This is a genomic window from Gemmobacter aquatilis (assembly GCF_900110025.1).
GTDB classification, from domain to species: Bacteria; Pseudomonadota; Alphaproteobacteria; order Rhodobacterales; family Rhodobacteraceae; genus Gemmobacter; species Gemmobacter aquatilis.
In genome coordinates this window covers 113,787-127,157 of the sequence record NZ_FOCE01000009.1, presented here as the reverse complement: position 1 = coordinate 127,157, position 13,371 = coordinate 113,787, and the positions used below count along the sequence as shown (strand labels likewise).

The 13,371-nt window shown below is 69.0% G+C and carries 10 protein-coding genes and 1 tRNA gene; 4 read left to right on the top strand and 7 right to left on the bottom strand.

The window, feature by feature from the left end:
- Nucleotides 1-63: 63 nt before the first annotated feature.
- Nucleotides 64-2,574 (bottom strand): ABC transporter permease, encoded by a 2,511-nt coding sequence (locus tag BMX43_RS14980; RefSeq protein ID WP_091302788.1) that lies wholly within the window; start codon nucleotides 2,572-2,574, stop codon nucleotides 64-66.
- Nucleotides 2,571-3,242 (bottom strand): ABC transporter ATP-binding protein, encoded by a 672-nt coding sequence (locus BMX43_RS14975; RefSeq protein ID WP_091302786.1) that lies wholly within the window; start codon nucleotides 3,240-3,242, stop codon nucleotides 2,571-2,573. The genes BMX43_RS14980 and BMX43_RS14975 overlap by 4 nt, the downstream gene beginning before the upstream one ends.
- On the opposite strand from BMX43_RS14975, the gene BMX43_RS14970 reads away from it, so the two are divergent.
- Complete coding sequence (locus tag BMX43_RS14970) at nucleotides 3,241-3,918, top strand: arylesterase (protein ID WP_091302785.1); 678 nt, start codon at nucleotides 3,241-3,243, stop codon at nucleotides 3,916-3,918. The genes BMX43_RS14975 and BMX43_RS14970 overlap by 2 nt on opposite strands.
- A gap of 107 nt (nucleotides 3,919-4,025) precedes the next feature.
- Here the strand turns inward: BMX43_RS14970 and BMX43_RS14965 are convergent.
- A tRNA-Glu gene (locus BMX43_RS14965) sits at nucleotides 4,026-4,100 on the bottom strand.
- 80 nt (nucleotides 4,101-4,180) lie between these two features.
- Nucleotides 4,181-5,926, bottom strand: coding sequence for a single-stranded-DNA-specific exonuclease RecJ (recJ, locus tag BMX43_RS14960; protein WP_091302783.1), 1,746 nt, complete (start codon nucleotides 5,924-5,926; stop codon nucleotides 4,181-4,183).
- A gap of 210 nt (nucleotides 5,927-6,136) precedes the next feature.
- Between recJ and BMX43_RS14955 the strand changes: the two genes are divergently transcribed.
- Nucleotides 6,137-7,567 (top strand): S8 family serine peptidase, encoded by a 1,431-nt coding sequence (locus BMX43_RS14955; RefSeq protein WP_091302781.1) that lies wholly within the window; start codon nucleotides 6,137-6,139, stop codon nucleotides 7,565-7,567.
- 45 nt (nucleotides 7,568-7,612) lie between these two features.
- Nucleotides 7,613-8,320: a DUF6065 family protein gene (locus tag BMX43_RS14950; RefSeq protein WP_091302779.1), complete on the top strand. Its 708-nt coding sequence runs from the start codon at nucleotides 7,613-7,615 to the stop codon at nucleotides 8,318-8,320.
- Between the two features lie 169 nt (nucleotides 8,321-8,489).
- Here BMX43_RS14950 and BMX43_RS14945 read toward each other — a convergent pair whose 3' ends face one another.
- The 3 genes from BMX43_RS14945 to BMX43_RS14935 form a co-directional block, all read right to left on the bottom strand.
- Complete coding sequence (locus tag BMX43_RS14945; protein WP_091302778.1) at nucleotides 8,490-8,858, bottom strand: hypothetical protein; 369 nt, start codon at nucleotides 8,856-8,858, stop codon at nucleotides 8,490-8,492.
- A 181-nt stretch (nucleotides 8,859-9,039) separates the two neighbouring features.
- A complete protein-coding gene (locus BMX43_RS14940; RefSeq protein ID WP_091302777.1) occupies nucleotides 9,040-9,786 on the bottom strand; it encodes an anti-sigma factor family protein in 747 nt (248 codons plus the stop codon).
- Nucleotides 9,783-10,304, bottom strand: a complete 522-nt coding sequence (locus BMX43_RS14935; protein WP_091302775.1) for an RNA polymerase sigma factor — start codon at nucleotides 10,302-10,304, stop codon at nucleotides 9,783-9,785. Before BMX43_RS14935 ends, BMX43_RS14940 begins: the two co-directional genes overlap by 4 nt.
- Before the next feature lie 323 nt (nucleotides 10,305-10,627).
- On the opposite strand from BMX43_RS14935, the gene BMX43_RS14930 reads away from it, so the two are divergent.
- Complete coding sequence (locus tag BMX43_RS14930; protein WP_091302774.1) at nucleotides 10,628-13,255, top strand: cation-transporting P-type ATPase; 2,628 nt, start codon at nucleotides 10,628-10,630, stop codon at nucleotides 13,253-13,255.
- The last annotated feature ends 116 nt before the right edge of the window (nucleotides 13,256-13,371 follow it).

Here is a 13,371-nt window from a genome sequence, read left to right as displayed (position 1 = left end):
TCCCCCCTCCATGATGCATCAGCTTGCCAGAAACCCTGCGGCAGAACCCTGATCTGGCGCAAGCTATTCGGCAGAGCGCAAGACCTGCGCGGGGCGGGCCGCCAGCGGCCGCCAGGCGAAGGCGATGCCAGCCAGCAGCGTGACCAGCACCCCGCCCGCCACGATGGCCAGCGCCGAGACCGGCTCGAAACTGTAGGCGCTGTCCATCACCAGCACCATCACCGCCCAGCCCGCCACGGCGCCTGCGCCGATGGCGACCAGCCCCGCCGCAGCCCCCATCAGGGCGGCGCGCAAGCCAAAGCTCCACAGGATGCGGCCACGCGTGGCGCCCAGCACTTTCAGCACCGCCGCCTCGTAGACCCGGGCGCGTTCGCCCGCCGCCGCCGCGCCGATCAGCACGACAAAGCCGGTGACCAGCACCGCCGCCGCTGCCCAGGCTGTGGCTGTGGCAATGGCATCCAGCGCCTCGGTCACCCGGTCGATGGCGTCGCGCACCCGGATCGCGGTGATATTGGGCCATTGCCCGGCCAGATCGCGCAGGATGCGCGCCTCGGCCTCGGGCGGGGCATAGATCGTGGCGATATGGGTATGCGGTGCCCCCGCCAGCGCGGCAGGGTTCATCGTCATCACGAACCCCATCCCGGCGCTGGAAAAATCGACCTCGCGCAGGCTGGTGATCGTGGCGGCGATGTCGCGGCCCAGCACATTGACCGTGACGGTATCGCCCAGCTTCAGCCCGATCTCGGCGGCCTCTTCGGCGGCAAAGCTGACCTGCGGCGGGCCCGCGTAATCCTCGGGCCACCAGGCGCCGGCCACCACCTTGGTATTTGCGGGCGGGGCTGCGGCATAGGTCAGGCCCCGGTCGCCGCGCACCACCCAATGTTCGCCCGCCACCTCGCGCGCGGGGCGGCCATTGATCTGCGTCAGCACCCCGCGCAGCATCGGCGCGCTTTCGACGCGGGTGATCGCCGGATCGGCCTGCACCCGTGCCAGAAAGCCCTCGATCTGATCGGCCTGAATATCGACGAAGAAATAGGCGGGCGCCCGCACCGGCAGATCGCGGTCAATGGCGGCGCGCAGGTTGGCGTCGATCTGCCCCACCGCCGCCAGCACCGACAGCCCCAGCCCCAAGGACAGGATCACCGCCATCGCCTCGCCCCGTGGCGCGGCAATCGCCCCCAGCGCCGCGCGCAAGGCCACCGCCCCCCGCGCCCGCCGGGCCCCTGCCCGCGCCAGCCGCCGCGCCGCCCAACCGGCCAGCGCCAGCACCAGCAGCGCCGCCACCACGCCGCCCGCCGTGCCCAGCGCCAGTCCGCGCGCGCCCGACAGCGCCACCGCGCCGCCCACCAGCAGCATCGCCAAGCCCGCAAGTGCCGCCAGCAGCAGCGGGCGCGGCCACCCCGCCTGCCCCGCCCCGCGATACAGCGCCGCCGCCCGCACCCGCTCCACCCGCGCCAGCGGCCAAAGGGTGAACAGCAGCGCCGTCACCGCGCCATAGAACCCCGCCTCCAGCAGCGGTTGCGGGTACACGGCAAAGGCCACCGGAAACGGCAGCGAGGCCGCGATCACCGGCCCCGCCAGCAGCGGCACCAGCGCGCCAAGGCCCAGCCCCGCCGCGATGCCCAAGCCCGCCAAGGCGCCGATCTGCAACAGATAGGTGCGGAAGATCAGCCGCCCCTCTGCACCCAGCGTCTTCAGCGTGGCGATCACCGGCACCTTGCCCTCCAGATAGGCCCGCACGGCGCTGGAGACACCGACGCCCCCCACCGCCAGCCCGGCCAGACCCACCAGCACGAGGAAAGAGCCGATCCGCTCGACAAACCGCTCCACCCCCGGGGTGGCGCGGCGGCTGTCGGACCAGCGCAGGCCGGTATCGGTGAACCGCGCCTCGGCCTGCGCCTGCACCGCCGCCAGATCGGCGCCCGGTGGCAGATCCAGCCGGTATTGGGTTTCATACAGCGAGCCGGGCACGATCAGCCCCGACTGTGCCAGATCCTTTGTATACACGATCATTGGCGGGCCAAGGCTGAAGCCGCCGGTCGCACTGTCGGGCATCCGCAACAGTGCGGCCCCCAGCCGGAAGTCCTGCGTGCCCAACCGCAGCACATCGCCGGGCTGCAGGCCCAGCCGGTCCATCAGCACGCGGTCCACCACCGCGCCGGGCAGACCGCCACCGCCCGCCAGCGCCTGCGCCAGCGGCACGGCCGGATCAAGCTCCACCTGCCCGATCAGCGGATAGAGATCATCCACCGCCTGCACCTGCGTCAGCGCCCGATCCTCGCCCAGCGCGATCATCGAGCGGAAGCTGACCACCTGCGACACGCGGTCGGCAATGCTGGCCATGAAGGCCAGTTCGGCGGCGTCGGCGTAGCGATAGGTGAATTCCATCTGCGCATCGCCGCCCAGCAGCACCGCACCCTGATCGCGCAACCCCGCCTCGATCGCGCCGCGCACCATGCCCACGGCGGCAATCGCCGCCACACCCAGCGCCAGACAGGCCAGAAAGATGCGGAACCCCTTGATCCCGCCGCGCAATTCCCGGCGCGCCAGCCGCGCCGCCAAGGGCCAGCTCATGCGCTCACCCGCCCATCGACCAACCGCACGATCCGGTCACAACGCGCCGCAAGCTCTGGCGCATGGGTCACCAGCACCAGCGTCGCCCCGTGCATGTCGCGCAGGCCGAACAGCAGATCCATGATCGCGGCGCCGTTCACGCCATCCAGATTTCCGGTCGGTTCATCCGCCAGCAGGATCGCCGGGCGCGGCACGGCGGCGCGGGCCAGGGCGACGCGCTGCTGCTCGCCCCCCGACATCTGCGCCGGATAGTGATCCAGCCGCTTGCCCAGCCCCACCGCCACCAGTTCCGCCTCGGCCCGGGCGAAGGCATCCTTCGCCCCCGCCAGTTCCAGCGGCACGGCGACATTTTCCAGTGCGGTCATCGTGGGGATCAGGTGGAAACTCTGGAACACCACGCCCATGTTGCCCCGGCGAAAGCGGGCCAGCGCATCCTCGCCCATCGCGCCCAGATCCTGCCCCAGCGCGCGCACCTGCCCGCCGGTTGCCCGCTCCAACCCGCCCATCAGCATCAGGAGCGAGGACTTGCCAGAGCCGGACGGGCCGACCAGCCCCACCGTCTCGCCCCGTTCAACTGTCAGTGTGATGCCCCGCAAGATCTCGACCGGCCCGGCATTTCCCGCCAATGTCAGCTGCGCCTTGTCCAGTGCCAGAATCGGATCGCCCATGTTGCCTGCCTTTCGCCTCGCTTCCCTCGGATATGGGGCGCGCCTCACCCTTGGCAAAGCCCTGATCGTACTGGCATTGTCGGTTTCCCTTGCGGAAGCCGAACCGCTGGAGATCGTGGCGCTCGGCGACAGCCTGACGGCGGGTTATGGTTTGCCCGAGGGCCAGGGCCTTGTGCCGCAACTGCAGGCCTGGCTGGCCGAACATGGTTCTGACGCCCGAATCGTGAATGCGGGCGTGTCGGGTGATACCTCGGCGGGTGGGCTGTCGCGGCTGGATTGGTCGCTGACGCCGCAAACCGATGCGCTGATCGTCACGCTGGGCGGCAACGACCTGCTGCGCGGGCTGGACCCGGCGACGACCCGCGCCAATCTGGAGGCGATCCTTGCGGCAGCGCAGGCGCGCAACCTGCCCGTGCTGCTGATCGGCCTGCCCGGCCCGGCCAATTACGGCCCCGACTACAAGGCCAGCTTCGACGCGATCTTCCCCGATCTCGCCCGCCAATACGGCGCGTTGATGGAGCCGAACTTCATGGCAGGCCTCGGCGCCAGCGATCCGGCCAGCCTTCAGCCGCTGATGCAGGCGGATGGCATCCACCCCAATGCCGAAGGCGTGGGCAAGATCGTGGCGCATCTGGGGCCAAGGGTGCTGGAATTGCTGGGCAAGGCGGCGGGCTGAGCAGAGACATGGCAGCGCAGAGCCCGGGCCGGTGCCGGACGCAGCGCCGGATATACTGCATACAAGCTTCGTAAAGCCTGTTCGCACCAGAGGATCAGAAGGGAAAATGGCAGTCCGTAGGGGAGTCGAACCCCTCTTCCCAGGTTGAAAACCTGGTGTCCTAACCGATAGACGAACGGACCGCGCTTGGTGAGGCGCTATCTATGTCAGTGGCATGACGGGCGCAAGAGGAAAAATGCGTGCGTTTTGCGCCGCATGGCGATCAGGCGCGGGCGGCGTCTTCCAGCCGCAACTGAACCTTCGTGCGCCCGCCATAGGTGTTCAGTTCCAGCTTGCCCGCCAGATGGAACCGCTGGTGCCCCGGATCCAGCAGGGCAGGCCCCAAAGGCCCGTCAAAGGCGCCGAAGGCGATGGCTTCCAGCTTGGCGCCCAGCCCGTCGCCGAAGGTCAGCCGCAGATGGCTTTCGCCGATCCGCCGCGCCTGCACCGCGCAATCGGCGAAGGCGAATCGCGGGGCGGGCGAGGCGGCGCCAAAGGGCCCGGCCTCTTCCAACTGCTCTACCAGTGCCAGCGTGGCCGCGCCCGGTGCCAGCAAGCCATCCAGCCGCAGATCGGCAGGCCCGCCGGCCCCCGCGCCCTGCTTGGCCAGCAATTCGCCCAGCCGCGCCATTGCCGCTTCCAACTGATCTTCTGCCACCGTCAGCCCGGCGGCCATCTTGTGCCCGCCGCCCTTCAGCAACAGCCCCTCGGCGGCACAGCGTTGCACCGCCGCGCCCAGATCGACGCCGCTGACCGACCGGGCCGACCCCTTGCCGATGCCGCCTTCCAGCCCGATCACCACCGCAGGCCGGTTGGTCGCCTCTTTCAGCCGCGCCGCCACGATGCCCACCACGCCGGGATGCCAGCCTGCACCCGCCGCCCAGACCAGCGGCCCGTCCAGCCCCCGCGCCTCGGCCTGCGCCAGCGCCGCCGCCCGCACCGCCGCCTCGATGTCGCGCCGTTCGGTGTTCAGCACATCCAGACGTTCGGCCAAAGCTGCGGCTTCGGCGGGGTCATCGGTGGCCAGCAGCCGCGCGCCCAGATCGGCCTGGCCGATTCGCCCACCCGCATTAACCCGCGGCCCCAGCAGGAAGCCCAGCGCATAGGGGGTGGGCGCCGTATCCATCCGCGCCACATCGGCCAGCGCCCGCAGGCCAACCCGCTCGCGCCGGGCCATCACGCGCAGCCCCTGACGCACGAAAGCCCGGTTCACCCCGATCAGTGGCGCCACATCCGCCACCGTGGCCAGCGCCACCAGATCCAGCAGCGCCATCAGATCCGGCCCGGCAACCCCTTCGGCGCGCAACCGCCGGTTCGCCTCGACCAGCAGCAGAAACACCACCGAGGCGGCACAGAGATGCGCCAGAGATCCATCCTCGTCCTGCCGGTTGGGGTTCACCACGGCCAGCGCCTCGGGCAGCGTCTCGCCACCCAGATGGTGATCCAGCACCACCACATCCGCCCCCTTGGCGGCCGCAATCGGCTCGTGGCTCAGGGTGCCGCAATCGACACAGAGGATCAGGTCATGCGTCGCCGCAAGCGCCTGCATGGCCGGCACGTTCGGGCCATAGCCCTCGTCGATCCGGTCGGGGATATAAAGCGTGGCCTGCCGCCCCATCGCACGCAGCCAGACCAGCAGCAGGGCGGCGGACGATCCGCCATCCACATCGTAATCGGCAAAGATCGCAATCCGTTCGCGCCGCGCCACGGCAGCCAGAAACCGCTCCGCCGCGCGGCCCATATCCCGCAAGCTCAGCGGATCGGGCAGCAGATCGCGCAGGGCGGGGGCGAGATAGGCCGCCGCCGCCTCGGGTGCCACGTCGCGCTTCACCAGCGTCAGGCACAGCGCCAAGGGCAGGCGCGTCACCTGCGCCATGGCTTCCGCCATCCGCTCGGCCTCGGCCCCCGGCCCAACCCAGCGCCGCCCGGTCAGCGACGCCGCCACATTCAGGAAAGCCCGTTCACTCATGCCCTTCTCCTGCCGCGCCCGCCCCCGCACCGCAAGCCTTTCTCAGCCCTCCGTTGAAAATATCCACGCGGAATGGGGGAGGGTATGGCCGAAGGCGGCGGCGACGGGGCGGGTCGGGCAGCAGGCCCTGTCATCGGGGCGCGGATGGACTAGATCTGTGTGACACACGTTGTTGCAATCCACGACGTTCAGCCACGGATACGCATCGCCATGAACCGCCCTGCCCTGACCCGCTTGACCATACTGCTGTTGATCACTGCGATGGCGGGTGCCACGCCTTGGGCCGGTGGGCCTGACCCGTCGATGGGCGCGGCCTGGGCAGACGACGACGATGATGATGGCGGGCGTGATGACGATGACCGGGGGAATGGCGACAGGCCGACCGCCCGCGCGCAGGGGCGGGGGGGCCCTGCCCCGCTGCGGCAGCGCCGGGTCGCCCCTCGGGTGATCGCGCCCGCGCCGGTGCCCCCGCCCCCGACATTCGCGCCCGAGATCGTGACGCTCGGCCTGACGGCAGGGGATGCGGCGGTCTTGCTGGGGGAAGGCTTCGCGCTGATCGAGACGCGGGCCTTGCCCGGGTTCGGCCGCGACCTGCACCGCTTTGCCCCGCCGCCCGGGGTGACGCTGACCACCGCCCGGGACCGGGTGCGCGCCCTGCCCAGTGGCGGGACGGCGGATTTCAACCACTATTACCGCAGCGGACAGGACATCCTGCCCGCCGCCGCCCCATCGCCCGCCCCCGCCGATTGCCGCCATGGCAACTGCCAGTCCCATGCGCTGGTCGGCTGGCCCGACGCCGCAGCGCGGGCGGCGCGGTGCGCGGTGCCGCCCGTGATCGGCGTGATCGACACCGGCGTAAACCAGACGCATGACCTGCTGACCGGCGCAAGGATCGACGTGCAGGGCCTTGCAGCCGAAGGTGGAGATCCGTCGGCCAAGGTGCATGGCACGGCGGTCCTGTCCGTGCTGGCGGGCCGCCCGGGATCGCGGGTCGAAGGGCTGCTGCCCGAGGCGCGCTATGTGGTGGTCGATGTCTTCACCCGCGCCGGGCGGGACGAGCGGGCCGATGTCGTGGCCCTGTTGCGCGGGCTTGACCTGATGGACAGCCACGGGGTGCGGGTGGTGAACCTGTCGCTGGCCGGGCCAGCCAATACCGCGCTTGAAACCATGGTGCGCCGGCTGATCGAAGACCGCAGCATGGTGCTGGTGGCTGCCGTGGGCAATGGCGGCGCGCAGCAACCGGTCGCCTATCCTGCCGCCTATGCGGGGGTGATCGGCGTCACCGCGCTGGATTCGCGCGGGCGGGTGTACCGGGCAGCGCAGCGCGGGGCGGAGGTCGATCTGGCGGCGCCCGGGGTGGGGCTTTTGCTGGCCACCTCGATCCGCGGGGCGCGCGCGCAGACCGGCACCTCGTTTGCAACGCCCTTCGTGACCGCCGCCGCCGCGCTGGTTCTGGCACAGGCCCCCGCACTTGGCTCGGAGGAGGTTGCGGCGCGGCTTGCGGGCACCGCCCGGGATTCGGGCGATACGGGGCGCGACGATGTGTTTGGCCACGGGCTGCTGCAGGCGGGCGCGCTGTGCCCCGCCCTGCCCGCCGCCGAAAGACCTGCGGCACCCGCAATCCTGCCGCCGGGGGAATAGATCGCCCTTCCACGCGTTGTGCGGCATGGTTTCCAGGAGGATGACATGTTCCGCAAACGCCCTGCCCCCGCCATCCGCTTCACCTGCGCCCCGGCAGATCACGGTGTCATTGCGCCGCCGGTGCCGTCCAAGGCCTATCTGCCCCACTGGTTCCGCCGCCTGCCCGCCGTCGATGACGCAAAGCTGGCGCGGAATGACAGCGGGCTGACCGTCAAGCGCTGCCTGCCGTTTCTGGACGCGATGACCACCGGCTGGATCATCCCCTTTGCCGCCACCGTGCGGCTTGAGATTTCCGAGGGGGGCGCGCGGGTCGATGCGGGCTGGGATTTCGACCGCAGCATGGTTTCGAACCACGGCGCACATCAGGTGAAAGGCAACCCGTGGGGGCCGCGCCCGCCCTGCAAGGTGCATAATTACTGGACCATCACCACCCCGCCGGGCTGGAGCTGCCTGTTCGTCAACCCGCTGAACCGCCCGAATGGCGTGATCGAGATCGTGGCCGGGATCGTCGATACCGACACCTACCGCGCGCCCATCCATTTTCCGTTCTTCGCCATCGGCGAGGATGGGCTGCATGTGATCGAAAAGGGGTCGCCGCTGGCACAGGTAATCCCGTTCCGCCGCGACAGCGCCGAACTGCCCGCCGAGATCCGCGCCGAAACTACGGTCGAGGCCGAGACGCGGCAAAAGATCCTGCGCAACACGCAGGCGCAGGAGGGCTGGTATCGCCAGCAGGCACGGGCCAAGCGCTAGACCCGGGGACAGGCGCCCCCCGGGGTGACACAGACCGCAGGTGACCCTGCGGTCTTTTGTTTGGGCACCGCCACGCCATGCGCCATCCTGTCGGGCCGATCTGCCTGCCCCAAAACAGGCAAGGCCGCGAGGAACTCTCGCGGCCCTTTCAGTCTGGTGTCCGGCGCGATCAATCGTCGTCGCGATCATTGTTGGAGGAACTGTTCGACGAGGAGTTCGACGAGGAATTGCTGGAACTGTTGGAAGACGAATTGCTCGAACTGTTGGAGTTGGAATTGCTGGAACTGTTCGAATTGCCGCGCGAGCGGCGGTCATCGTCCCGGTCGTCATCGTCGCGGTGATCGCGGGTGAAGGGTTTCTTGCCGCCCTTCTTCTTTTTCACAAGGAAATGCACCTGTTCAACGGGATCGTCGGACAGGAAGGTGCCCAGCGGCACGACCAGCGCGGGGTGTCCCTTGGCGAAGGGGGCGGCGATGCCCGGCAAGGTGGCGGTCGCGGTCACGATCACGGCGGTCAGCAGGGTTTTGAAGACTTTCATGGCACTCTCCATTGGTTTGGGTTTCGTACCAGAACAACGCCGCAGCCCGGGATCTATTCCACCTATCTCTCTATTTTACAAAGAATAATAGATCCCGAGATTGCCCGGACGGCAGGCCGTAAAAGCATGGCGCCCCGCCCATGACAGGCGAGGCGCGCGGTCTGTCGTGCCGGTGGCCCCCTCAGGATGACCAGCCATGCTGGATCAGCGCGGCTTCCTCGTCGGCGGAAAGCGCCATGCCCGCCCCGCGCCGATCCAGCCAGGGATCAATCGCGCCCGCATCGTTGCCCGAGGCGGGCAGATAGCCCGAGGCCGTCTCGCCCCCGGTTGCGGCGGTTTCGGCCAGCAGCACATCCACCGCCCATCCCGTTCCTGCGCGGCAGGCCAGACCCAGTTGAATATCCCCCGTCTCTGGTGCGACCAGTTCAAACTCGCGGCAATACCCGCCGGTCGCGGGCAGCGTGGCAAGGATGGTCAACTGCCCGGCCTCGCCCAGCGGCTGCACCGCGCCCGAGGCCTGGGCCATCAGCGCCGTCTCCAGCGCCGAACCCGCCGCTACCGGGCCGACGCGCAGCCCGGCGTCTGGCTCGGGCAGGACCGCCATCACCGCCAGCGCCGCAGCCAGAGCGAGCGCGGCCCCGGCCCAGATCCGGGGCATGGACCAGCGGGGGCGGAACGCGACCACATGCGCCGCAGGGTCGGCATCGGGCAGGATCAGCGCCTGAAAGCGATCCGGCACCGGCTCTGCCATCGGCGCAGCGAAGGCCCGCGCCAGCGCCATGTTCGCCGCCATCACCTCGTCCACCCAGGCCTGATCCTCGGGGTGGTCGGCCAGATGCATGACCACGGCGGCGGCCTCTTCGGGCGACAGTTCGCCATCGGCGAAGGCGGCCAGCCGGTCCTTGTCGATCATCGGTTTGCGGGTCATTGGCGGTGTCCTTCGGCGAGGCCAAGTTTCGGAAGCAGACTGTCGCGGGCGCGGGACAGGCGGCTCATCACTGTGCCGATGGGCAGGCCCAGTACATCGGCGGTTTCGCGGTAGCTCAACCCCTCGATCGCGACAAGCGACAGAACCTCGCGCTGGCCTTCGGGCAGGCTGCCCATGGCGACACGCACCTTGGCCAGCATCATGCGGTCTTCGGGCAGGCTGGCGGCCTTTCCGCCATCCGACAGATGCGCGTCCTCGGGATCAATCGAGGTGCCACGCACCTTGTGACGGCGCCGGTCATCCAGCCACAGCGTCTGGACGATGCGATACATCCAGCTGTCCATCCGGCTGCCCGGCTGGAACTGGCTGCGGTTTTTCAGCGCCTTTTCGCAGGCCGCCTGCACCAGATCATCCGCATCCTGCATATGGCCTGCAAGGCTCAGCGCAAAGCGCCTGAGCTTTGGCACCAACCCCACCAGCTCGCGCCGGAAGGCGATTTCCGCGCCCTGATCGGTCATCCTGTCCATCCTCATGGGTGATCATTGCCGAAAACGCTTCAGATGCGCCGCTATTCCCGAAAGGCGAACATTTTTTTCATGCGCACCCCAAACAGGGTGCTGTGGCGATGGGGGACAGAAACGGCGGGGGGTCCGGCGGGGCACCCTTGCGCGCATCGAGGGGTCCGCCGTTTTGCGATCAATCTGTTACTGTCCATCGGTTAGCGCTGGATCGGTCGCAGGATCTGGTGCCTTTTGAACCCGTCGCTGCGAAGCCGCCGCCTGTCTGGCCGATCTCTGACGCCTGCAGCACGGCGCATGTTGCCTGGAGTACCGGATTGCCCATGCCCCTGCCCACCCCCCTCGCCATGCCGCACAGCCTGCCCGCCGAGGCCTGCCTTGCCGCGCTGCAGGCCGGGCCCGAGGGGCTGAGCCACGACGAGGCCGACCGGCGGCGGGCACAGCATGGGCCGAACCGCCTGCCCGAGATACGGGCGCGCGGGCCGGTCCTGCGTTTTGTCCTGCAGTTTCACAATGTGCTGATCTATGTGCTGCTTGCCTCTGCCGTGGTGACCGGCGCCTTGCAGCACTGGGTGGATACCGGGGTCATTCTGGCCGTGGTGCTTGCCAATGCCGTGATCGGCTTTCTGCAAGAGGGCAGGGCCGAAACCGCGATGTCCGCGATCCGCAAGATGCTGGCCCCCCGCGCCGCCGTCTTGCGCGGTGGCGCGCGGGTGACGGTGGACGGGGCCGATCTGGTGCCCGGCGACATCGTGCTTCTGGAGGCGGGAGACAAGGTGCCCGCCGACCTGCGGATCCTCGAGGCGCGCGGGCTGGCGGCGCAGGAGGCGATCCTGACGGGCGAATCCGTGCCGGTGGAGAAGGCACCGGGGCCGGTTGGCGCCGATGCGGCCCTTGGCGACCGTCGCTCGATGCTGTGGTCTGGCACGCTGCTGACGCAGGGCACCGCGCGCGGGCTGGTGGTGGCAACTGGCAGCCGCACCGAGATCGGCCGGATCGGCGGGCTGCTGGCCAGTGTCGATTCGCTGACGACCCCGCTGGTCGCACAGATGGACAGGTTCGCGCGCTGGCTGTCGTTTCTGATCCTGCTCTCTTCGGGCCTTCTGCTCGCCTATGGCCATTTCGTGGACAGGCGCGACTTTTCCGAGATGTTCATGGCCGTGATCGGCATCGCCGTGGCCGCGATCCCCGAAGGATTGCCCGCCGTGATGACCATCACTCTGGCCATCGGGGTGCAGGCCATGGCGCGGCGCCACGCCATTGTCCGCCGTCTGCCCGCGATCGAGGCGATCGGCTCTGTCTCGGTGATCTGCACCGACAAGACGGGCACCCTGACCCGCAACGAGATGGTTGTGGCCGCCGCCGAAACCCCGGCTGGCAGTTTTGCGATCTCGGGCGCGGGCTATGCGCCCGAAGGCGCGGTGACACCTGCGGGCGATCTGTCGCGGCTCGCACGGGCGGCGGCCCTGTGCAACGATGCCGGTCTGATCTGCCGGGATGGGGTCTGGACGGTCGAGGGCGATCCGATGGAGGGCGCGCTGCTGGCCTTTGCGGGCAAGGTGATCCCCGATCCCCGTGCGACGGCCCGGCGGCTGGATGCCATACCCTTCGATTCCCGCCATCGCTTCATGGCGGTGCTGACCGAAAGCGCCGAAGGGCGCATGGTCCATGTGAAGGGCGCCCCCGAACGGGTGCTGCGCATGTGTGCCGGGCTCGATATCCAGCACTGGCACCAGCGCGCCGAAGCAATGGCGGCGCAGGGGCTGCGCGTTCTGGCGCTGGCCGAGCGGGTCAAGGCCGGCAAATGGATCGACCCCGCGCATCTTGAGGATGGTCTGAGGTTCCTTGGCCTCATCGGCCTGATCGACCCGCCGCGCCCCGAGGCGATTGCCGCCGTGGCCGAATGTCGGGCGGCGGGTATCCGCGTCAAGATGATCACCGGCGACCATGCCGGCACGGCCCGCGCCATCGCTGCCCGGATCGGGCTGGAAAACCCGGACCGCGTGCTGACCGGCGCCGACCTTGACAGGCTGGACGATGCGCAACTGGCGCTGGAGGTGGCAACGGTCGATGTCTTTGCCCGCACCAGCCCGGAACACAAGCTGCGCCTCGTGACCGCGCTGCAGGCCAACGGCCTGTCGGTTGCCATGACCGGCGACGGGGTGAACGATGCGCCCGCGCTCAAACGTGCCGATGCGGGCATCGCCATGGGGCTGAAAGGCTCCGAGGCGGCGAAGGAGGCCGCCGTTCTGGTGCTGGCGGATGACAACTTCGCCTCCATAGCCGCGGCGGTGCGCGAGGGGCGCACGGTTTATGACAACCTGAAAAAGGTGATCAGTTTCGAGCTGCCCACCAGTGCGGGCGAAGCCCTGACCGTGGTGCTGGCTTTGCTTGCCGGTCTCGCCCTGCCGATCACGGCGGTCCAGATACTCTGGGTCAACCTGATTACCGGGGTCACGCTGGGAATCGCTCTGGCCTTCGAGCCGACCGAAGCGGGCACCATGGCCCGCCCGCCCCGCCCCCGTAGCGCCCCGATCCTGTCCGCTGCGCTGGTCTGGCATGTGGTGCTGGTGGCGGCGCTGTTCCTTGCGGCGGTCTTTGGCATCTTCACCTATGCCATCGGCCAAGGCCATCCGCTGGCACTGGCACAGACCATGGCGATGAACATGATGGTCGTGCTGGAGATTTTCCATCTGTTCTTCATCCGCAGCCTGCACAGCACCTCGCTGACATGGGCCGCCGCGCGCGGCACCCGGGTGGTCTGGGCCGTTGTGGCGGCCATGACCGCCGCCCAGCTCGCGGTGACATATCTTCCGCCCCTGCAGGCGATCCTTGGCACAAGGCCGGTGCCGCTGACCGATGGCCTGCTGATCCTCGCGATCGGGGTCGCGTTCTTTGTCATTGTCGAGATCGAAAAGCAGATCCGGCTGGGGTTGAAAGGCGCGTCGTAGCACCGCCCTGCCGCCACATCGGGAACCCCCTGCGCTGCGGCGCGTTGCCTGTACAGCAACACAGGAGACGCACCATGAAAGGTATCCTCGCATGGGTGATCGGCATCCCGATCCCG